At 72.0% G+C, this 21,612-nt stretch carries 18 protein-coding genes; 10 read left to right on the top strand and 8 right to left on the bottom strand.

Annotated elements, in window-relative coordinates; translation table 11 throughout:
* Positions 1-160: 160 nt before the first annotated feature.
* From OG875_RS00640 to OG875_RS00620, 5 genes are all read left to right on the top strand, one after another.
* Entirely contained in the window at positions 161-652 is a 492-nt protein-coding gene (locus OG875_RS00640; RefSeq protein WP_330172221.1) for a hemerythrin domain-containing protein, read from the top strand.
* Between the two features lie 71 nt (positions 653-723).
* Positions 724-1,497 carry a FadR/GntR family transcriptional regulator gene (locus tag OG875_RS00635; protein WP_330172220.1) on the top strand — a complete coding sequence of 258 codons (774 nt, stop codon included), beginning with the start codon at positions 724-726 and terminating at the stop codon, positions 1,495-1,497.
* Positions 1,494-2,342, top strand: a complete 849-nt coding sequence (locus OG875_RS00630; protein WP_330172219.1) for a creatininase family protein — start codon at positions 1,494-1,496, stop codon at positions 2,340-2,342. The genes OG875_RS00635 and OG875_RS00630 overlap by 4 nt, the downstream gene beginning before the upstream one ends.
* 228 nt (positions 2,343-2,570) lie before the next feature.
* Positions 2,571-3,593: an alpha/beta hydrolase family esterase gene (locus tag OG875_RS00625; protein WP_330172218.1), complete on the top strand. Its 1,023-nt coding sequence runs from the start codon at positions 2,571-2,573 to the stop codon at positions 3,591-3,593.
* A gap of 28 nt (positions 3,594-3,621) precedes the next feature.
* Positions 3,622-5,208 carry an AbgT family transporter gene (locus OG875_RS00620; RefSeq protein WP_330172217.1) on the top strand — a complete coding sequence of 529 codons (1,587 nt, stop codon included), beginning with the start codon at positions 3,622-3,624 and terminating at the stop codon, positions 5,206-5,208.
* Positions 5,209-5,287: 79 nt separating this feature from the next.
* On the opposite strand, the gene fusA is transcribed toward OG875_RS00620, so the two are convergent.
* Entirely contained in the window at positions 5,288-7,393 is a 2,106-nt protein-coding gene (gene fusA / locus OG875_RS00615; protein ID WP_443079032.1) for an elongation factor G, read from the bottom strand.
* Between the two features lie 384 nt (positions 7,394-7,777).
* Complete coding sequence (locus OG875_RS00610; protein WP_330172215.1) at positions 7,778-8,791, bottom strand: aminoglycoside phosphotransferase family protein; 1,014 nt, start codon at positions 8,789-8,791, stop codon at positions 7,778-7,780.
* A 120-nt stretch (positions 8,792-8,911) separates the two neighbouring features.
* On the opposite strand from OG875_RS00610, the gene OG875_RS00605 reads away from it, so the two are divergent.
* Both OG875_RS00605 and OG875_RS00600 read left to right on the top strand, forming a co-directional pair.
* The gene (locus OG875_RS00605; protein WP_330172214.1) at positions 8,912-9,220 is read left to right on the top strand and encodes a hypothetical protein; all 309 of its coding nucleotides are present in this window, start codon (positions 8,912-8,914) and stop codon (positions 9,218-9,220) included.
* A gap of 272 nt (positions 9,221-9,492) precedes the next feature.
* On the top strand, positions 9,493-11,178 hold the full coding sequence (locus OG875_RS00600; RefSeq protein WP_443079031.1) for a discoidin domain-containing protein: 1,686 nt from the start codon (positions 9,493-9,495) through the stop codon (positions 11,176-11,178).
* Between the two features lie 112 nt (positions 11,179-11,290).
* Here the strand turns inward: OG875_RS00600 and OG875_RS00595 are convergent, their stop codons facing one another.
* The 4 genes from OG875_RS00595 to OG875_RS00580 all read right to left on the bottom strand — a co-directional run bounded on the left by OG875_RS00595 (position 11,291) and on the right by OG875_RS00580 (position 16,864).
* The gene (locus OG875_RS00595; RefSeq protein WP_330172213.1) at positions 11,291-14,320 is read right to left on the bottom strand and encodes a family 16 glycoside hydrolase; all 3,030 of its coding nucleotides are present in this window, start codon (positions 14,318-14,320) and stop codon (positions 11,291-11,293) included.
* 280 nt (positions 14,321-14,600) lie between these two features.
* Positions 14,601-15,584 (bottom strand): RNA polymerase sigma-70 factor, encoded by a 984-nt coding sequence (locus OG875_RS00590; RefSeq protein WP_330172212.1) that lies wholly within the window; start codon positions 15,582-15,584, stop codon positions 14,601-14,603.
* 35 nt (positions 15,585-15,619) lie between these two features.
* A complete protein-coding gene (locus tag OG875_RS00585; protein WP_330172211.1) occupies positions 15,620-16,093 on the bottom strand; it encodes a carboxymuconolactone decarboxylase family protein in 474 nt (157 codons plus the stop codon).
* Positions 16,094-16,243: 150 nt separating this feature from the next.
* A complete protein-coding gene (locus OG875_RS00580; protein ID WP_330172210.1) occupies positions 16,244-16,864 on the bottom strand; it encodes an L-threonylcarbamoyladenylate synthase in 621 nt (206 codons plus the stop codon).
* A 176-nt stretch (positions 16,865-17,040) separates the two neighbouring features.
* Between OG875_RS00580 and OG875_RS00575 the strand changes: the two genes are divergently transcribed.
* The 3 genes from OG875_RS00575 to OG875_RS00565 all read left to right on the top strand — a co-directional run bounded on the left by OG875_RS00575 (position 17,041) and on the right by OG875_RS00565 (position 19,767).
* Complete coding sequence (locus OG875_RS00575; RefSeq protein WP_330172209.1) at positions 17,041-17,802, top strand: metallophosphoesterase family protein; 762 nt, start codon at positions 17,041-17,043, stop codon at positions 17,800-17,802.
* A 306-nt stretch (positions 17,803-18,108) separates the two neighbouring features.
* Positions 18,109-18,771 carry a chitinase gene (locus OG875_RS00570; protein ID WP_330177542.1) on the top strand — a complete coding sequence of 221 codons (663 nt, stop codon included), beginning with the start codon at positions 18,109-18,111 and terminating at the stop codon, positions 18,769-18,771.
* Positions 18,772-18,882: 111 nt separating this feature from the next.
* On the top strand, positions 18,883-19,767 hold the full coding sequence (locus OG875_RS00565; protein WP_330172208.1) for a serine hydrolase: 885 nt from the start codon (positions 18,883-18,885) through the stop codon (positions 19,765-19,767).
* A 38-nt stretch (positions 19,768-19,805) separates the two neighbouring features.
* On the opposite strand, the gene OG875_RS00560 is transcribed toward OG875_RS00565, so the two are convergent.
* Together OG875_RS00560 and OG875_RS00555 are read right to left on the bottom strand one after the other, a co-directional pair.
* Positions 19,806-20,162 carry a PRC-barrel domain-containing protein gene (locus tag OG875_RS00560; RefSeq protein WP_330172207.1) on the bottom strand — a complete coding sequence of 119 codons (357 nt, stop codon included), beginning with the start codon at positions 20,160-20,162 and terminating at the stop codon, positions 19,806-19,808.
* A 195-nt stretch (positions 20,163-20,357) separates the two neighbouring features.
* Entirely contained in the window at positions 20,358-21,530 is a 1,173-nt protein-coding gene (locus OG875_RS00555; RefSeq protein ID WP_330172206.1) for an ROK family transcriptional regulator, read from the bottom strand.
* Between the last annotated feature and the right edge of the window lie 82 nt (positions 21,531-21,612).

Below are 21,612 nucleotides of genomic sequence, written 5' to 3'. Positions count from 1 at the left end.
GACCGGACCGACCCGGGCCGGTCCCGATCGCAGCGGGTGACGGAAACGGTGCGGGACGGCGGATCGCGGGCACACGAGCGGGACAACGGCCGCGACGAGCACCACGAGGATCTCGGCGACGGCCGGGCCGACGGGCCGAGAAACCGATCGAAGGAGCCCCATGAGCACCGAGCACGACGTCGTAGAGCTGATCCTCCGGGACCACCGCACCATGGAGGACCTGTTCCGCAGGATGCGGAGCGTGGAGGCGGACCGCGCGGCGGCGCTGCGCGAGTTCTCGGCGCTGCTGATCGCCCACGCCCGCGCCGAGGAGACGGAGGTCTACCCGGCGCTGCGCCGCTTCAAGAACATCGACAACGACGAGGTCGAGCACGGTGAGGAGGAGCACGACGAGGGCAACGAGGCGCTGCTCGACCTGCTGGAGACCGACGAGGTCGGCTCGGCCGAGTGGGACGAGAAGCTGGAGAGCCTCGTCCAGGCGGTCAACCACCATCTCGACGAGGAGGAGCGGACGATTCTCAACGGCGCGCGCGAGAACGTGAGCGCCGAGCCTAGGGCGGAACTCGGCGCCGTCTTCCGGGAGGAGCGCGCCCGGCAGCTGGCGGCGGACTGCGGCAGCGTCGACAGCGTGCGCGAGCAGGTCCGCAAGTGACGGACCGTCGTCGCGGAAAGTAGCTGTCACACCCATTGACACCGCGAGAGATCAAGTGATCTATTCACTTTATGAGTCGCAGTGAGCTGTCGTTGTCCGAGCGTCTGGCGGACAACATCGTCGAGATCATCCGTTCGGAACGCCTCGGTCACGGGGACGCCCTGGCGTCCTCCCGTGACCTCGCGCGCCGCTTCGGCGTCACCACACCCACGGTGCGCGAGGCGCTGCGCAGGCTGGAGGCCACCGGAGTGGTGGAGTTCCGGCACGGATCCGGCACCTATGTGGGCCCCGGCATCGACCGCAGGCTGATGGCCAACCCGCATCTGCCGCGCAGCACCCGCGCCTCGGTGCTGGAACTGGTCGAGGCCCGGCTCGTGCTGGAGCCCGCCGTCGCCGCCGCGGCGGCGCGGGTACGGATGCCCGACGCCGTACGGGAGTTGGAGTCGGCCGCCTCCAACGCGCTGCACCCGCCGGAGGAGTCCCTGCGCCGGTCGGTCCACTTCCATGTGGCGCTGGCCGCGGTGAGCGGCAACACCCTGCTCCGCGAGGCCGTCGAGGCCCTGCTCCAGGTCCGCGCCCACGACCAGGTGGAGATCCGGCACCGGTACAACGACCGGGCGCGGGACCACGCCGAGCACCTGGAGATCCTCCAGGCGGTACGGGACGGGGACGCGGAGACGGCCGAGCGGCTCACCCGTACGCATCTGGCGGCGATCCGCGAGGCGGTCCTCGTCGCGGACTTCCCGGCGGACCCCCCGCTCGGCTCTCCCGCCGACGGACCCGGCGCACCACCCGCCCAAGGGACGGGCACCGGCCGCGCGGCATCGGAAGGGGCGGAGAAGTGAGCACCCGACCCACCGCACCCGACGAGAGCACCGGACCCGCCGGAAGCAGCGGAATCAGCGGGAGTACCGACGCGGCCCCCGCCCGGATCCCGTGGCGGCTCGCCGACATGACGACCGTCGAGGCGGCCGAGGCCGTGACGACCGGCCCGGTGGTGATCCTGCCGGCCGGCGCCTTCGAACAGCACGGTCCCGGCATGGCCATGGCCACCGACACCGTCCGCGCCGAGGCCGTCGCCGACCTGGTCGCCGCCGAACTGGGCGGACGCGCGGTGATCGGCCCGTCCCTGCCGGTCGGCGTCTCCCCGCACCATCTGGCCTTCGCCGGCACGATGACGCTCACCACCACGACGTTCGCCGCCGTCGTACGGGAGTACGTCGACAGCCTGTACCGGCACGGCTGGCGGAAGATCCTCGTGGTCACCGGACACGGCGGCAACAACGCCACCCTCGGCACCGTCGCGCAGGACCTGCTCGTCACCCGCCCCGACCTCCAGTTCGCCTGGACCCCGCTCACCGCGCTCGCGCCCGACGCCGTGGCCGGCCTGCGCGTCGGCGAGGTCCACGGACACAGCGGCGAGGCCGAGACGGCGCAGATGCTGCACCTCGCGCCCCACCTCGTCCACACCGACCGCCTCACCCCCGGACCGACGGCCACCGCCGACCTCGATCCGCTCTCCCGCCTCGCCCGGCGCGGCCACCCCGCGCTCACGGTGAGTTACGACCGGCTCAGCGCCAACGGTGTGCTCGGCGATCCCCGCCGCGCCACCGCCGCCGCCGGGCAGGCCATCGTGGACACGGCCGTGTCCCGTATCACCGCTTTCGTCAAGGAGTGGCTGGACACCTGACGGGCCCCTGAGGCCCGCCCGGCACCACCACTTCCCGCGCGCTCCCCCCGCCGCGCACGCCCCTGATCCGCCCCCCCGCACCCCGCGCGCGCTTCCGCGCGCCCCCGTACCCCGGACCGGCACCGCCCCGGACCGGACACCCCCACGACGTCATCACCCACACCCGCACCCCCGTCCCCAGCCGGCCGTGCGGCCCCTCCCCGGGCCGTACGGCAGAAGGAGCCTGTCATGAAGCAGTCCCCGTCCCGCGGCCGACGCCCCAGCCCCGGACGTACCCGCGCCCTGCTGCGCACCACCGTGGCAGCGGCCGGACTCGCCCTCGTCGGCACCGCCCTCGCCCCCGTCACGGCGACGGCCGCCGCACCCAAGGCCGCTCCGGCCACCTCGGCCAAGGCCGACGGCTGCCGCAAGCCCGCACCGCAGCAGCCGGGCACCAGCGCCCTGCGCACCGTCGCGAGCGGCGGGCTCTCCCGTACGTACCAGCTCCACCTTCCGGCCAACTACACCCCGCGCCACGACTGGCCCGTCGTGCTCGCCTTCCACGGCCGGGGCAACACCGGCGTCGGCACGGAGGAGTTCTCCGGACTGTCCAACCTGCCCGCGATCGTCGCCTACCCCAACGGTGTCATCGGCACGGGCGACGGCGACCGGCAGGCCTGGCAGGGCGCGCCCTACGCCGCCCCCGGCGTGGACGACGTCGCCTTCACCGGCGACCTCATCGACGAACTGAGCCGCACCCTCTGCGTCGACGAGCGGCGCGTGTACGCCACCGGCAAGTCCAACGGCGCCGGCTTCACCAACCTCCTGGCCTGCCGGATGGCCGACCGGATCGCCGCCGTCGCCCCCGTCGCCGGCGCCTTCTACCCCGACACCGGCGAGAACTGCCGGCCCTCGCGCCCCGTCCCCGTCATCGACTTCCACGGCACGGGCGACGCCACCATCCCCTACGCGGGCGACGCCGAGCGCGGACTGCCCGCCCTCCCCGACTGGACGGCCGGCTGGGCCGACCGCAACGACTGCCGGTCCCGCCCACGCACCCGCGTGATCGAGCCGGACATCACGATCACCAGCTACTCCCGCTGCGACCACGGGGCCGACGTCACCCATGTCGCCGTCAAGGACGGCGGCCACACCTGGCCCGGTGAGGACAGCTACAGCGGCGGCGGATACGCCACCCACACCATCGAGGCGCACGAGGTGATGTGGCCGTTCCTGCGCCAGCACCGGACCCCGAGATCCACCGTCCGCTGACGCGGGAACCCAGTAAGGAGAGCCGCTCATGAGCACCCCGACCCCCGCACCACCAGGCATACCGGGCACCCCCGGCGCGACGGGCCAGAGCCCCGGCGAGCCCCGGCTGCCACTGATCATCCGCGCCATGGGCGTCATCGAACGCGCCGGCAACGCCCTGCCCCACCCCTTCTGGCTGTTCTGGATCCTCTCCGGGATCCTGGCGGTCGTCAGCGCCCTCCTCGCGGCGGGAGGCGTCTCGGTCGTCTCCCCGGCCGACGACAAGACCGTCACCGTGCAGAACCTGCTCAGCGGCGACGGCCTCGCCATGGCGGTCTCGACGATGATCGAGAACTTCGCCACATTCCCGCCGATGGCGACCATCGTCGTCGTCATCATGGGTGTCGCCGTCGCCGAACGCAGCGGATTCCTCGCCGCGTTGATGAAGGTCGGGGTCTCGCGCGTCCCCGCCTCGTGGGTGGTGTTCGCCGTCGCCTTCGCGGGCACGGTCGCCCACGTCGCGTCGGCCGCCGCCTACATCATCCTCGTACCCCTCGGCGGGCTCGCCTTCCGCGCGGTCGGCAAGTCCCCGATCCTCGGCATCGTCGTCGCGTACACCGCGATCGCCTCCGGGTACGACGCCAGTCCGCTGCCCACCCCCAACGACGCCATCTTCGCGGGCATCACCACCGCCGCCGCGCAGATCGTCGGCGGGGACGACGCGTACGTGTCACCGCTGAGCAACTGGTTCTTCAACATCGCCTCCTCGTTCCTGCTCGCCGTCGTGATCACGCTGGTGACCAAGTACGTGCTCAGCAAGCGGCCCGACCTCGACGCCGACCCCGACGCCGAGCTGGACGACCTCGGACAGCTCACGCTCAGCGACCGGGAACGCTCCGCGCTGCGCCGCGCGGTGGGCACGCTGCTGGCGGCCGTCGTCGTCATGACCGCCGTGCTCCTGCCGACCGGCTCGCCGCTGCGAGGTGAGGGCGGAAGCATCGTGGAGTCGCCGTTCCTCGACGGCATCGCCGCGGTCGTCGCCTTCCTCTTCGGACTGGTGGGCATCGTCTACGGCGTGCGCTCCGGGTCGATCAAGAGGGCCGCCGACGTACCGAAGCTGATGGCCGAGGGCATCAAGCAGATGGCGCCCGTGCTGGTGCTGTTCTTCGCGATCGCCCAGTTCCTGGCGTACTTCGAGTGGACCCACATCGGCGACGTGCTCGCGGTCCGGGCGGCGGAGGCGCTCCAGTCCAGCGGACTGCCGATCGTCGTGGTCTTCCTGCTGATCCTGCTGCTGCTGACACTGGTGAACGTGATGGTGACCAGCGGCTCCGCGATGTGGGCGCTGGCCGCGCCGGTACTCGTCCCGATGCTGATGCTGGTGAGCGTGCCCGCGGAGACCACCCAGGCGCTGTTCCGCATCGCGGACTCCGGCTCCACCGCCATCACCCCGATGAGCCCCTACTTCATCATGGCGCTGGGCTTCCTCCAGCGGTACCGCAAGAGCGCGGGCATCGGCACGCTCGCCTCGTACACGCTGCCGCTCGCCGTCACGATGACCCTCGCCTGGACGCTGCTGTTCCTGGCGTGGTGGGCGCTCGGCATCCCCCTCGGTCCGGGGGCGCCGGTGCGCTGACCCGTACGGAAGCGGGACGGCCCCGCCCGGACACAGGTCCGGGCGGGGCCTCCCCCCGTCCTCGACGGCCGTCCCCCCGCTACGGGCCGTCGGCCGCCGCGCCCGGCGCCGGGGCGTAACCGGTGGGCCGGGCCGTGAAGGTGCCCCTGCCCTGCGTCCGGCTGCGCAACCGCGTCGCGTAGCCGAACAGTTCGGCCAGCGGCACCGTCGCGGTGACCACGGCCGTACCCCCGCGCGCCGTCGAGCCGCAGACCCGGCCGCGCCGGGCCGCCAGATCGCCGAGCACCCCGCCGACGGCGTCGTCGGGGACGGTCACGGTGACCTCGACCACCGGTTCCAGCAGCGTCATCGCACAGGCCCGCAACGCCTCGCGGAGCGCGTTGCGTCCGGCCGTACGGAACGCCATCTCCGACGAGTCCTTCACATGCGTCGCGCCGTCGGTCAGCGTGACCCGTACGCCGGTCACCGGATGCCCGCCGAGCGGCCCGTGGGCGAGCGCGTCCCGGCAGCCCGCCTCGAACGCCCGGACGTACTCCCGGGGCACCCGCCCGCCGGCCACGGTCGACCGGAACTCGAACTCCGCCGTCCCGCCGGAGCCGTCCGTGCCCGGGGCCGACGGCCCCAACGGCTCGGCGTCGAGGACGACATGCGCGAACTGCCCGGCCCCGCCGTCCTGCTTCACATGCCGGTGGACCAGCCCGGACACGCCCCGCGTGACCGTCTCCCGGTGGGCCACCTCGGGCCTGCCGATCCCGATGTCCAGCCCGTGGGCGCGCCGCACCGTCTCCACCGCGACCTCCAGATGCAGCTCACCCATGCCCGAAAGCACCGTCTGACCGGTCTCGGAGTCGGTCCGTACCGCCAGCGAGGGATCCTCCTCGACCAGCCGCGCCAGCGCCGTCGCCAGCCGGTCGACGTCGGTGCGCCGGAGCGCCTCGACCGCCACGGAGACCACCGGCTCGGCCACGGACGGCGGTTCCAGGACCAGCGGGTCCGACGGCGCACAGAGGGTGGCACCCGCGCGGGCGGCCTTGACCCCGGCCACCGCGACGATGTCCCCGGCGACCGCCCGGTCCACCTCGGCGTGGCGGTCGGCCCGGACCCGCAGGATCCGGCTGATCCGCTCGGTACGCCGCGCGCCCGCGTCCAGCACCACGTCTCCCTTCTCCACCGTGCCCGAGTACACCCGAAGGAACGTCAGCCGGCCGGTGGCGGTCGAGTGGACCTTGAACACCAGCGCGGCGAACGGCGCCCCGGGATCGGCGGCCCGCTCCCGCGTGCCGGCGGGACCGCCCTCCGGAGCGCCGTCGGCGGTGCCGCGCACCGCCGGGACGTCCAGCGGTGACGGCAGATACGCGACGACCGCGTCCAGCAGCGGCTCGATCCCCCGGTTGCGGTACGCCGAACCGCACAGCACCACGACCCCCTCGCCGGTACGGGTCAGGTCACGCAGCGCCGTCGCCAACGTCCGTGCGGAGAGCGTCGATTCGGCGCAGAACTCCTCCAGCGCGAGCGGGTGCAGCTCCGCGACCGCCTCCTCCAGCACCCGGCGGCGCCGCAGCGCCTCCGCCGTCAGGGACTCGTGCACCGGACCCTCCGTGTACGTGTCCGTGTCGCCGCCGGACCAGAGAAGCGCGCGCATCCGGAGCAGATCCACCACACCGGTGAAACCGTCCTCCGTACCGATGGGCATCTGCGCCACCAGCGGCGCCGGATGCAGCCTCCGGCGGATCGACTCCACGGCCGCGTCGAGATCCGCCCCGGCCCGGTCCAGCTTGTTGACGAACGCGATCCGGGGCACCCCGTGCCGGTCCGCCTGCCGCCACACCGACTCGCTCTGCGGTTCGACGCCCGCGACCGCGTCGAACACGGCGACGGCGCCGTCGAGCACCCGCAGCGAACGCTCCACCTCGTCGGCGAAGTCGACATGGCCGGGCGTGTCGATGAGGTTGATCCGGTGACCGTCCCAGGTACAGCTCACGGCCGCGGCGAAGATGGTGATCCCCCGGTCGCGTTCCTGCGGGTCGAAGTCCGTGACGGTGGTGCCGTCGTGGACCTCACCACGCTTGTGGGTGGTGCCGGTGAGATAGAGGATCCGCTCGGTGACGGTGGTCTTGCCCGCGTCGACATGGGCGAGGATGCCCAGGTTGCGCACGGTGCCGAGCGGGCTGGTGGTCGCGGACACGGGTTGACGGTGCAGGTCGGTACGCACGGCCGGTGGCCTTTCGGGATGATCCACGGAAGAGGGCGACGCGATTGCCGGACGGAACACCCCGACACGGCGTGGCGGCCTTCCGGGCCGAGGGACCGAGAGGCGCGCGCACGACGGGACGTGACGGGCGGTCAGAATCTGACGGAGAGTCAGGTGTTCGTCACGGACATCCGGTACCGGCCGCGCAGCCGGCGCCGGGCGCCGGGAGACACCAGGATCACCTCGTACCGTGCCGGGGGGACGACGGCGGCGGTGCGCTCACGCACGGCGGTCTCCCCTCACTGGCCACGGACACGCCCCACTCACCGGTGCGGCGCGCGATGTCATGACGACCGTACGGCGCGCGGCCCGCCACGGTCACCCGGTTTTCCTGGCGGGTACCGGCGGTTCGGCGAAGAGTTCGCGCAGCCAGTACGCGCTCTCGGCCGCGCCCTCGGACGGTCCCGCGAAGAGCCGCCCCCACGAGAGGGCCCGGCCGATCGCAGCGAGCCGGCAGGCGAGATCCACCGCACGCCGCAGCTCCACCGGGGTCCGGCGCCCGGCGTCGGTCCACGGCTCCAGATACGCGTCACGCAGCCGGGGCAGCACCTCGGCGCCGTACCGCTCACGGGCCGTGCGCAGGGGAACCAGCAGACTGCTGAACGGGTGGCCGACGAGCGCGTCACCCCAGTCGAAGAAGGTGTACCGCCCCTCCTTCGGTGCGAAGAACTGCCCGTCGTGCAGGTCGGAATGGTCCAGCGAGTCCCCGATACCGGTCTCGGAGAGCTCGGCGCACCACTCCACGAGCCGGGGCCGCGCGGCGCGCAGCCGCTCCTTCTCCGCCCCGTCGAGCGCCCCGTTCGCCTCGACGAGCCGGTCGAACAGGCCCGGCAGCGCGCCCGCGCGTCCGTCCGGTACGCCGAGTTCCCCGATCCTCGCGGCGTACGGGACGAGGGCGCGCTGCGTCTCGGCGTACTGGCGCAACGGCTCCTCCCAGGCACGCGGGCCGGGCGGACCGTCGTCCCGTACGTCCCGGAACAGCGCGCCGCCGTCGGGCAGCAGGGACCAGCCGCGCCGGGTGTCGACGGCCAGTGGTGCCAGTACTTGGTCCGGGACCCAGCCGGCCAGGGCCGCCGTCAGCCCCGCCTCGAAGGCCCCGGCGGGCGGAGCGGCCTTGAACCACACGGGGCCCCGACCGTCGACGGTCGTCCGCACCAGCACGGACCACGGTCGCAGCCGTACACGGCGCGGTCCCGTCGGCCGGGACCCCCGTGCGGCCAGCCGGCTCTCGATCCAGGACAGGGCGGCGCTCCGCCAGCGCGGGTCGTCCCACGGATTCGCCGGCGTGCCGTACCGCCCCCGGTCCACGACGTCCGGTTCCTGAGGTGCCATGCCCGTATCCCATCACCGGGACGGGCGGGGCGCGGCCCACTTTCGACGGGCACGCCTCTCGCACACGTGTGGTGGGCGGCGCGGCGGGGTAGGGGCGGCGTTCGGGGGTAGGCGCAGCACATGGCTACCACCCTCCCGAAGTCCGGGACGAGCCGATATCCGCTGACCCGGGAACAGGCCGGGATGCTGGCCTGGGTGCGCTGGGCGTACGCGGGCATGGCCGTGCTGGCCGCCGCGTATCTGACCTCCGCGCTCTGGCTGGGGCAGTCCGGCGAGAGCACGCTGTGGACCAGCGTCACCGGCGTCGTCGCGTTCCCCGTGCTCACCCTGCTGTCGGCCCGTCAACTCCGCCGCCACCGCGCCGCGTTGGAAGAAATGCGGCTGCGCCACGCCGGTACGTTCGCCGTACGTCCGCACCGGCCCGCCTGACCCCCGCCCACGGAACTCACCGGACTCCCCGAACTGTCCGTTCGGACCCGGTTCTGGGTCAGAATTTCGCTCCGATCGTCGGATCATGACGCGGATCGGTCAATAATTTCCAGTCGCCTGTCTTGCCGGTGGACTGTCATGTCCCTACGTTGTGGGGGGCCGCACCGTGCGCCGGGACGCGCACACCGCCGCCACGCACCACGTACTCCGCATGCCGCCGCATGCCGCTCTTCCCCGCACCTCCACACGCAGAGCCGATTGCGAGGAACCCCGTGGCACTTTCCAGACGCACCGTCATCGCGTCCGCGATAGCCGGCGCCGGAGCGGCGGCAGGCATGGCCGCCCAGACCAGGACCGCGTACGCGGCGGCCTCCCCACCCGGAGACGTCGTCGGCAAGATCACCGTCGGCTACCAGGGCTGGTTCGCCTGTTCCGGCGACGGAGCGCCCATCAACGGCTGGTGGCACTGGTCGCAGAACTGGGGCCAGTCACCGTCCCCGAGCAACACCGCGATCGTCAGCTGGCCCGACGTAAGCGACTACACGCACACCTACCGGACGGCCTACCCCGCGCTCGGCAACGGGCAGCCCGCCACCCTCTTCTCCTCGTACGACCAGCAGACCGTCGACACGCACTTCTCGTGGATGCGGCAGAACAGCCTGGACACCGCCGCCCTCCAGCGCTTCAACCCCAACGGCAACGAGGGCCCGACCCGTGACGACATGGCGGTGAAGGTGCGCTCCGCCGCCGAGAGGTACGGGCGCAAGTTCTACATCATGTACGACGCCACGGCCTGGACGAACATGCAGCCGGAGATGAAGGCGGACTGGCTCGCCAAGATGAAGGCGCACACCGCCTCCCCGGCCTACGCCCGGCAGAACGGCAAGCCCGTGGTGGGCATCTGGGGCTTCGGCTTCAACGAGCCCAACAAGACCTGGTCGGCCGCCGTCTGCCTGGACGTCGTCAACTGGTTCAAGGAGCAGGGCTGTTACGTGATGGGCGGGGTGCCCACGCACTGGCGGCGCGGCATCGAGGACTCGCGGCCCGGGTACATGGACGTGTACCTCGCCTTCGACATGCTCTCGCCGTGGATGGTCGGCCGGATCGGGGACGTCGCGGGCGCCGACAACTTCTACGCCAACGTCAACACCCCCGACCAGGCGCACTGCGACGCCAACGGCATCGACTACCAGCCCTGTGTCCTGCCGGGCGACCTCCAGTCGGGCCACCGCGCGCACGGCGACTTCATGTGGCGGCAGTTCTACAACATGTGCCGGATCGGCGTGCAGGGCATCTACATCTCGATGTTCGACGAGTACAACGAGGGCAACCAGATCGCCAAGACGGCCGAGACCGCCGCGCACGTGCCGGTGGGCTCCGGCATCCGGGCGCTGGACGAGGACGGCACGGCCTGCTCGGCGGACTACTATCTGCGGCTCACCGGCGACGGCGGGCGGATGCTGAAGGGCCAGCTCGCCCTGACCCCGACCCGCCCCACACCACCCGTCGTGGGTGGCGGCGGCCCCAACCCGCCGGCCGGCGACCTCGCGCTCGGCAGGGCGGCCACCGCGAGCAGCCAGACCCAGAACTACGGGCCCGGCAACGCCGTCGACACCGACACCGGCAGCTACTGGGAGAGCGCCAACAACGCCTTCCCGCAGTGGATCCAGGTCGACCTCGGCTCCGCCCTGCCCGTACGGCGGATCGTGCTGTCCCTGCCGCCGAACCCGGCCTGGGGCGCCCGTACCCAGACGCTCGAAGTCCTCGGTTCCACCAACGGGACGAGCTTCACGACGCTCAGCGCCCCCGCCGCCCGGGTCTTCGACCCGGCGAGCGGCAACAAGGTGACGGTCACCCTCGCCTCGGCGGCGGCCGTCCGCCACGTACGGGTGCGGATCACCGCCAACAGCGGCTGGCCGGCCGGGCAGTTGTCCGGGCTGAGCGTCTACGCGGAGTAGCGCGGCGGCGCCGGCGGATCTCCCGCCCGGTCCCGGCGGATCTCCCGCGCGGTCCGCGGGACGGGCCCCGCCCCCGGCCGTGAGGACGGCCGGGGGCGGGGAGAGCCACTGCCTACGCCGTGGGCTCGATCCAGATGTTGCGGTAACGCACCTTGTTCCCGTGGTCCTGGAGCCGGATCGCCCCGGTGGCCGTGGTCTCGGGCGCCCCCGCCCCGGTCGGGCCGTCGATCGCGACGTCGTTGTGCACGGTCCTACCGTTCCAGACGACCGTGACGCGCGCGTCCTCGGTCTTCTTCCCGTCCGCGCCGAAGCGGGCGGCACGGAAGGTGATGTCGTACGTCTGCCATGTCTCGGGCGCGGTCGAGGCGTTGAGGTCCGCCGCCTTCTTGGTGTAGATCGCCGCCGCCTCGTTGTCCGCGAGTTTCTCCACCCCGAACGAGTCCAGGATCTGGACCTCGTAGCGCTCCTGGAGATAGACACCGCTGTTCCCGCGGTCCTGGCCGGTCACCTCCGGCGGCAGCTTCGGCACCCGGAACTCGACGTGGAGCTTGAAGTCGCCGAACGCCTGCTTGGTACGGATGTCACCGCAGCAGACCTCCATCGACCCCTCGTCGGCCGACGGCCAGCGGACGGCGGAGCCGTCGTTGTGCTGCCACGCCGACCGGTCCTTCCCGTCGAACAGGGTGATGCGGCTGTCGTCGGGATGGACGGTGATCAGGTCGAGATTGACATGGCCGGTGTCGCCCGCGTCGTACCGGTAGGCGACGGTGTTGGCCCCCCGGCTCAGCGGCAGCGACTCGGTCACCGTCGCCCAGCTGTTCCACTGGCCGGTGCTCGGCAGCACCGTCTGTTTCATCTTGCGGCCGTTGACGTAGACGCTGACCGTCTTGTTCCCGGTGAACGGGTTCGGGCCGTTGGCGTAGCGCAGCCCGACGTCGTACTTGCCCGCCTGCGTCGTCAGCACGTCGAACGTGGTGGTGGCGCCCTGCGTCCCGTAGTTGTCGACGAACCCGCCGCCCGAGTAGCCCGCGTGCTCGGTGTCGACACCGGCGCCGCCCGTCAGCGCGGCCTCCTCCGCCTCGTACAGCGTCTTCGGCCGCTCGTCACCGACAAGCGAGTTGAGCGTGTACCACGCCTCGGTGCTCCACAGCGTCTCGCCGTCCGTGGAGCTGAACGGCCGGGGGGAGCGGATGTGCACCACGCGGTTGGACTCCAGGCCGTCGATCGCCAGGGTGACCTTCTTGCCGTCCGCGGACACGGTCGCCGACGTCACCTCCAGCGTCTTCTCGCCGACCTTCGGCCCGCCGTAGTCGGGCGTCGGCGCGTAGGACCACTGCTTCACCTCGTAGCGGTCGGCCAGTTCGGCCACGGTCCCGGCGGAGAGCGGCTTGGTGTACTCGAGTTCGAAGCCGCCGTCCTTCGCGCGCATCGCGAGGATGTCGAAGGCGTTCTTCCCGTTCGGCGTCAACTTCTGGAGACCGTAGGAGAGTTTGCCCTCCTGGCCCCAGTTGCCGCCGGCGCCGAGCCCGCCCGCGTAGATCGCGCCGTCCGGGCCCCTGCTGATGCGGTTGACCCCCGCCTCCAGGCCCTGGGTCATCCGGAAGACGGCGCCCTGGTACTCGCCCTTGACCTTCTCCAGGTACGCGCGCTGGATGCCGCCGTAGGTGACATCACCGAAGATCATCTGCCCGGCGAACGGCCCGTCGTCCAACAGCAGCGGTGTGCTGGGGGAGTTGGCGATCTCGTTCTGCGGCAGCCACAGCACCGGCTTGGTGACCGGCTCGGCGTCGAAGGGTCCCGCCGGGTTGGTGTAGTGGTTGAAGAAGCGGTCCTGCTTGATGTGCACGAGCTTCGAGGAGGGCAGCCAGCCGCCCTGGTTGTCGGTCACGAAGGCGTCGCCCTCGGGGCCCCAGCCGATGCCGTTGGGGGTACGCAGACCACCGGCCACGTAACTGATCGCGCCGGTGGCCTTGTTGACCTTGATGGAGGAGCCGCGGTTCGGCGCGGGCTGGGGATTGGTCGTGGCGCCGCCCTGGTTGATGGCGACGGACAGGTTCAGATAGAAGTAGCCGTCCCGGTAGAGCAGCCCGAACGCGAACTCGTGGAAGTTCCCGCCGTGCGGCCAGGTCGCGACCTTCCGGTAGGTGTCGGTGACGTCGTCCCCGTCGGTGTCCTGAAGCTCCGTCAGCTCGTGCTTCTGCGACACGTACAGCGAACCGTCGACGTACGCGATGCCCTGCGGCTCCTTCAGGCCCTGAGCCACCTTCTCGGCCGTGACCTTGCCGGGTCCGGTGCTGCCCGTGACCCCGCTGAGGAGGTAGACCTCGCCGGTCACGTTGTCCGTGCCGCCCCAGGTGGTGACGGCCAGCCGACCGTCCGGCAGCCAGTCCATCGCGGTGACCTGCGGCTGGAAACCGGCCGGCCGCAGATCGGTGAGGGTGTAGCCGGGGTGCACGCCGTTCAGCGGCAGACCGTCGCCGGGGGAGTCCCGGACGCCCTCGCACTCCTTGCGGCCCGGCGCGGTCACCCGGACGACACCGGCGTCCGTGCTGAGCACGGAGTTCGGGACGACGGTGAAGCCGGAGGCACCCGGCGGCCGCCAGGCCAGGGTGATGTTCTGCCCGCCCGTACGGTCGAAGTGGTCGATGCGCAGGGCGTGCTGACCGGCCGTCAGGGTGACCGTGCCGTCCTTCGGGTCCGCGCCGTGCAGACCGTCGTGGTCGATGACGACCCGGTCGTCGATGAGCAGGCGCGACCCGTCGTCGCTGGTCAGCCGGAAGGCGTAGGAACCGTCCTGCGGGACGTCGATGTTGCCGATGACCTGCGAGACGAAGTGGTCGCCGATCCCGCCGAAGTCCGCGGTCGAGGACCAGTCGATGGTCGGCATCAGCCGGTCGACGTTCGGGGTCTGCCCCGGCTTCAGGGCGCAGATCTTCTCCAGCGGCACCTGCACGTCGAAGACCCGCAGGGTGACTCCCGGTTCCTGGGGCGGCAGTTCACGGACGGCGGGTCCGGTGGCCGAGCCGCCGACGGGGGGCTCGGCGGCGACGGCCGGGCCCGACAGGAGACCGGTGGCGAGGAGCGGGACGGTGAGCAGACTCAGGAGACATCTGCGCAGGCGATGGCTCGGTCGATGATCCATTCTTCCTCCTGGCACTTCGCGCACCGGGAAGAACACCCTTGTCCCTGGCCGGGGTCGACCGCCGGGACGAGCCCTTCGATCCGGATACGGAGGCTGGCGACGGACACGGACGTGGCGTTCTGTCAGTTCGTGGCGCGACAGGGCGTGCTGGGGAGCGGTGGGGCGTGTTGGTGCGTGTGTCATGTACGCAATAAGTCGACGCCGAGCGAAAGACTAGAGACTTCTGTCGAGACCGTAAATACTTTGTCACGCACGAGTGAAAAGTCCGTCCGTCCCGAGATCAGTCCGTCTCCCGGCGGGCCCGCTTGATCGCGCGGCTGACCGCCCAGGCGTCGGCCACCGGTCCGAGATGGCCGAGCTTGTCGGGGTTGATCACCGTGCGGATGGTCTGGATCCGTCCGTCGAGCACGTCGAGGACCAGGGTCTGGAGCACCCTGCCGTCCCGGTCGCGGAAGATCGCGCCGGGCTGGCCGTTGACGTCGTGCGGTTCGAACGACACGTCGACCCGGATCAGCAGGGGACAGAACGCGCTGAGCAGCCGGGCCACGTTGTCCGCGCCCACGACGGTCCTGGCCAGCTGCGGCGCCTTCCCGCCGCTGTCCCCGACCAGCCGCACATCGGCGGCCAGCAGCGACCGCAGCCCGTCGAGGTCACCGCCCGTCAGCGCGTCGAAGAACCGGGCCGCCAGCTCCCGCCGCTCCTCGCGGTCCGCCGTGAACCGCCGCCGCCCCGCCCCCATGTGCCGCCGCCCCCGGACCAGCAACTGGCGGCACGCCGCCTCCGAGCGCCCCACCGCCGCCGCGATCTCGGCGAACTCGAAGCCGAACACCTCCCGCATCAGGAAGACCGCCCGCTCCGCCGGGCCGAGCCGCTCCAGCAACAGCAGCGCCGCCATCGACACCGAGTCGGCCAGCTCCACCGCCCGCTCCGGGTCCTGGTACGGGTCCTCCAGCAGCGGCTCGGGGAACCACGGGCCCACGTACCGCTCCCGCCGTACCCGCGCGGAACGCAGCACGTCGATCGAGATCCGGGTCACCACGGCCGACAGGAAGGACTTGGCCGACGTGGGCCGGGTCGTCGTGCCGTCGAAGCGCAGCCAGGTCTCCTGCACCGCGTCCTCGGCCTCGCTCACACTGCCCAGGATCCGGTAGGCGACGGAGAACAGCAGCGGTCGCAGCTCCTCGAACTCCCCGGCCTTGTCCCAGGCCCTGTCCCCGGCCCTGTCCCCGGTCCTGTCCCCGGCGTTGTCCCCGGTCCTGTCCATGTCGGCGTCCTCCCCGGGTGCCGCCCGCCGCCGCGTCAACGGACCGTACCGGGCACGTCCGCCCCGGCCGGCCGGCGAGTGATGACGTTCACGCGATTCACCGCGTTCATGAACGAGACCAGCAGCACCAGCGTGCTCAGCTGCTCCTCGTCGTACTGCGCGGCAGCCGCCGCCCACACCTCGTCGTCCACCCCGGAGGCGGCGTCCGCGACCCGGGTGCCCTGCTCGGCCAGCTCCAGCGCGGCGCGCTCGGCCGCGCCGAAGACCGTGGCCTCGCGCCACACCGCGACCAGGTTCAGCCGCGCCGGGGTCTCGCCGGCCGCGGCCAGCTCCTTCGTGTGGATGTCCACACAGGGGGCGCATCCGTTGATCTGGCTGACACGCAGGGCCACCAGCTCCCGGGTGACCGCCGGGAGCGACGACTCCTTGAAGGACGCGCCGACCGTCATGAAGCGCTTGAGAGCCAGGCCGGCCGCCGGGACGGCGTAGAAGTCGAGTCGCGGTTCCATGGTGTGCTCCTCCGGGGTTGTCCGTCGGTTACACCCCCTGGGACGAGACACCCCGGGCCCCTGTGACACACCCGCCGCCGCGGCGGAGAGTGACGTGCGTCTCCCACGGGCCCGCCCGGTACGCCGCCCCCCGCGCCGGCCGGCCCCCCGTCACTCGAACCGTGCCGGGTCGCCCGCCCCGCGCCGTACGATCTCCGGCTCGCCGCCCGAGAAGTCGATGACCGTCGTCGGCTCCGTGCCGCAGTCGCCCGAGTCGACCACGACGTCCAGCACATGGTCGAGCCGTTCCTTGATCTCCCACCCCTGGGTCATCGGCTCCGGCTCGTCGGGCAGCAGCAGCGTGCTGGAGAGCAGCGGCTCGCCCAGCTCCGCGAGCAGCGCCTGGGCGACGACATGGTCCGGGATCCGGACCCCGACGGTCTTCTTCTTCGGGTGCAGCAACTGACGCGGCACCTCCCGGGTCGCGGGGAGGATGAACGTGTAACTGCCGGGTGTCGCCGCCTTGATCGCGCGGAACACGTCGTTGTCGATCTGCACCAGCTGGCCGAGCTGCGCGAAGTTCTGGCAGACCAGTGTGAAGTGGTGCCGGTCGTCCAGCTCCCGCACGGAACGGATCCGCGCGATACCGTCCCGGCTGCCCAGCTGGCAGCCCAGCGCGTAACAGGAGTCCGTGGGATACGCGATGAGCGCGCCGGACCGGATGCTCTCGGCCACGCTCGCGATGGTGCGGCGCTGCGGGTTCTCGGGGTGTACGTCGAAATACTTTGCCATTGGCCGAGCTTAGGCCCTGTCCGCGAGGTGAGCGCCCCGCTCGGACCCGCGGCGAATCCTGCCGCGGGCCCCGCCCCCGACCTGCGGCGGGTTCCTTCCCCGGGCCCTGTCCGAGAGGACTACGCGCCCGGCGAACGGCCCCACCGACGGCCCGCCCGCGGCCCACAGTGGTGACCATGCCGAACCGAGTAGCGGTCCTGTCCGACATCCACGGAGTCCTGCCCGCCCTGGAGGCGGTCCTCGCCGAACCCGACGTGGCCGATGCCGAGCGCATCGTCCTCACGGGTGACATCGCCGCCGGACCCCAGCCGGGCGAGGTGCTCGACCTGCTGTCCGGGCTCGGTGACCGCGTCGGCTGGATCGGTGGGAACGCCGACCGCGAACTCGTCGAGTACCGCCGGGGCCAACGCGACGAGATCCCCGATCCGATCGCTCCCTGGGCGGCCGGGCAGCTCCGCGAGGACCATCTCGACCTGCTCGGCTCGTTGCCGCGCACGCTCACGCTGCCCGTGAGCGGCCTGGGCAGGGTGCTGTTCTGCCACGCCACCCCGCGCGACGACGAGGAGGTCGTCCTGGTCGACTCCCGCCTCGACCGCTGGAAGGACGTCCTCGGCGGACTCGACACCGGTATCCGCACCGTGGTCTGCGGCCACACCCACATGCCGTTCGTCCGCCTCGCCCACGGCCGGCTCGTGGTCAACCCCGGCAGCGTCGGCATGCCCTACGGACGGAGCGGAGCGCACTGGGCCCTGCTGGGCCCGGGTGTCGAACTGCGCACCACCCACTTCGACCTCGACGCCGCGGCGGCCCGACTCGGCCGGGACTCGTCCTGCCCCGGCATCACCGAGTGGGCCGACTACTTCCTCCACGCGCGCGCGACCGACGCCGACGCCCTCGCGACCTTCGCCCCACGGGACGGACGCGAGGGCGCTCCGTGACGCCGGGGCACGGTCCGCCGTCCGATCCGGCCCCCGGTCCCCGGGGCCCAGGTCTCCGTTGTCCCAAGAATTGGTATGGACCTATCCGGGGAGGGGGTGGCGCCCGTAGCCTCTGCGCGGTGGTGTCCGCGCCTCAACCCGGCTTCTCCGGAAGGGAGTTGAGGGTGGGCGCCGGTACCCGTGAACGCCTGTCCCCACACATCGTTCAGGAGTGAAGCAACCGTGTTGAGAAGAGGCACCACGGCCGTCATGGCCGCCCTGCTGATGGTCTGCGGACTGCTCGTCGGGGCGCTGCCCGCGACGGCCATGAGCGCGCCGGACGGGGGTGGTCACGGCGCGGCGGACAGGAACCGGTTCGTCGTCGCTGAGGCACAGTTCGAGCGGATGTTCCCGGACCGGGACCCGTTCTTCACGTACGACGGGCTCGTCGAGGCGACCGCCGCGTACCCCGCGTTCGCCAGGACCGGGAGCCGTACGACCCGCAAGCAGGAGGCCGCGGCCTTCCTCGCCAACATCAGCCACGAGACCGGCGGGCTGTTCTACGTGGTGAACCAGAACCCGGACATGTATCCGATCTTCTGCGACGACACCCAGCCCTACGGCTGCCCGGCCGGGCGGGACGCGTACTACGGACGCGGCGCGATCATGCTGAGCTGGAACTTCAACTACAAGGCCGCGGGTGACGCGCTCGGCCTCGATCTGCTGAACAACCCGTGGCTGGTCGAGACCGATCCGGCCGTCGCCTGGATGACCGCCCTCTGGTACTGGAACACCCAGTCCGGGCCGGGCACCATGACCGGCCACGACGCCATGGTGAACAAGAAGGGCTTCGGGCAGACGATCTGGAGCCTCAACGGCTCCGCCGAGTGCGAGGGCGGCAATCCCGCGCAGATGGAACACCGGGTCGAGCTGTACCAGCAGTTCACCCGCGTGCTGCGCACCCCGCCGGGACGGCATCTGACCTGCTGAGAGTCCGCCTCACAGGTGCCCGGTCCGGCGGCCCGCCGGACCGGGCACCGGCCGTCGCTGTGAGAAGAGGCACGTTGCCCGCCGCACCACATCTTGCCTAATGTCCGTTTTGTGTTCCCTCATCGCAGGCTGCCCCGTATCGCCGTCCCGGCCCTGGCGCTCGTCGTCGCCGTGACGGTGCCGGGGCTTGCCACCGGCCACGCGCCCGACGCCGCCCCGGCCCGCGCCGGCACCGCGCCGACCGGTCCCGGCACGGCGGTGCGCGAGGCGCTGGACAAGCTTCCCCACAGCGACGGCCGCTACACGGTCGCCGTCCGCGACCTCGACGGCCGGCACACGGCGGCGTACGGCACGGGCAGCGCCGCCTACGACACGGCCAGCATCGTCAAGGTCGACATCCTCGCGTCCCTGCTGCTGAAGGCGCAGGACCACGGGACCTCCCTCACGGCGGCGCAGAAGAAGCAGGCCGCCCAGATGATCCGCCGCAGCGACAACGCCGCCACGGACGCCCTCTGGAAGGCCCTCGGCGGCACCCGGGGCCTCGACGCCGCCAACAAGCGCCTCGGCCTGAAGGACACCCACGGCGACCCGGACGGCCACTGGGGACTGACCCGTACGACGGCGGCCGACCAGGCCACGCTCCTGGAGGCCGTTCTCGGCGACGCCCACTCCCCGCTCACCGCGTCCTCCCGCGCCCATGTGCGATCCCTGATGAGCACGGTCGTGCCCGAGCAGCGGTGGGGGATATCCGCCGCCGACGACCGTCCGGGGTCCGCCGCCGCGCCCGTGCTGAAGAACGGCTGGCTGCCGCGCAGCGCCACGGGCAAGTGGGACGTCAACAGCATCGGGCGGGTCGAGCGCGGCGGCCACACCCTGCTCGTCGTGGTCCTGTCCGACGGGCAGCGCACCTACCGCGAGGGCGTCGACCTGGTGGAGCGGGCCGCCACGACGGCCGTGAAGGCGTTCGTGACGGCCGAGAAGGCGCAGCAGCCCTAGCGAAGGCGCGGGGCCCGGCGGCAATGGCGGCCGGGGCGTCAGCGGCGGGCCAGCTGGCGTTCGCCGCTCGGGCCCGGCTGGTACGGCAGGTCGTAGTGGGCGAAGACGCTCTTCTCGTCCTCGGCGGGCAGCACGTCGTCCGTTCCCATCGACGGCGCGTCCTTCACCGCGGCCTTCGGGTAGGCCACCCGCACGTAGTCCGGGCCCACGACCGCGCCCGCGAGCGGGACGAAGACCAGACGGTGCCGGGTCGGCATGCCCATCAGTACGGTCGCCATGGCGGGCTCGTCGGTACGGGTGTCGACGTACACCGCCTCCAGCGAGCCGATCTTGCGCCCCTCGGAGTCGATGACCGTGTGGGTGCGCCATTCGCGGATGTCCGCGGATTCGATCATGTCGGCTCTCCTCCTCCGGTGGCCCTCTCGCGTACGGGCTCACCGTGCGTGTACCCCGCCCCGCTCCGGTCATGGTCACCGGCGGGGCGCGCCTCCGCCATCCGGGAGCCACCGTCCGGGAGCCACCGGGCGGACGGCACACCGGCGGACCGGGGCCGGGGAGCGGCCGGGAAAGGGGGGTGCGCGGCGGTACGGTCAGGTCTCCTCGCCGTACGCGAGTTCGCTCGCCAGCAGGGCCGCGCCCACCACACCGGCGCGCGGGCCCAGCTCGGACATGACGATCGGCAGATTGCCGGTGGCCAGCGGCAGCGACCGTTTGTACACGACGCTGCGGATCTCGGCGAGCAGCGGATAACCGAGGCCGGTCAGTCCGCCGCCGATCACGATCATCGACGGATTCATGAAGCTCACCAGCGTCGCCAGCACCTGCCCCACCCGGTGACCGCCGGCCCGGATCAGGTTGACGCTCGCGTTGTCGCCGCCGTCCGCGCACTCCGCGACGTCCTGGGCGGTCAGCACCCCGCGCTCGGCGAGCCGCCCGGCGAGGGGCGGCGACTGGCCCGACGCCGCCGCCTCGGTGGCGTCCCTGGCCAGCGCCACCCCGCCGAAGTACGCCTCCAGACAGCCGGTGTTCCCGCAGGAGCAGACCGGCCCGTCCGACTCGGCCTCCACCTGGACGTGACCGATGTCCCCCGCGCAGCCCTCCGCGCCCCGGTAGATCCGCCCGTGGTGCTGCATCCCGGAACCGATCCCGCTGCCGATCTTCACGAACAGCAGATGGTCCACCGTCCTGGCGACCCCGCTGTGCTGCTCCCCGAGCGACATCACGTTGACGTCGTTGTCGACCACCACCGGGCAGCCGTGCTCGCGGGCCAGGGTGTCCCGTACCGGAAAACGGTTCCAGCCCACCATGATCGGCGGCGAGACCGGGACGCCCTCCCGGAAACTCACCGGCCCCGGCAGACCGATCCCGATGGCGTCGAGCCGGGTGAAGTGCCCCTGCTCTGCCATCTCCCGCAGCAGTTCGCTGACCCGCCCGAGGACGGCGACCGGACCGGAGCGGATGTCGGCGGGCTCGGAGCAGGCGGCCACCGGGGCGAGCGCGCCGTCGGTGATCTCGATGTCGATGGAGCTGGCGCCCAGGTCGACGGCGCCGAACCGCAGTCCGGGGTCGAGCCGGACCAGGGTGGAGCGCCGGCCGCCGCGTGACGCGGCGGGGCCCGCCTCGACGACGCGCCCGGCGGCGACCATGCGGTCGAGCTCGCCGAGCAGCCGCGGGCGGGGAACCTCCAGCCGGGCCGCGAGCTCGGCGCGGGACAGCGGCCCGTTGTCACGCAGCAGACTCAACACGCGGTACTGGATGTTCACGGACTCACTTCCTCTGGACGCCTTCGGTCGGCTTGCGGGAGTACGGGAGTGCGGGAGGCGCACCGGGCGGTGCGGACACCGG

Origin of the sequence: Streptomyces sp. NBC_01498, assembly GCF_036327775.1 — a bacterium.
Taxonomy (GTDB): Bacteria; Actinomycetota; Actinomycetes; order Streptomycetales; family Streptomycetaceae; genus Streptomyces.
Note: the sequence above shows the minus strand (reverse complement) of the source record. Positions and strands in the feature narration are given on the sequence as shown.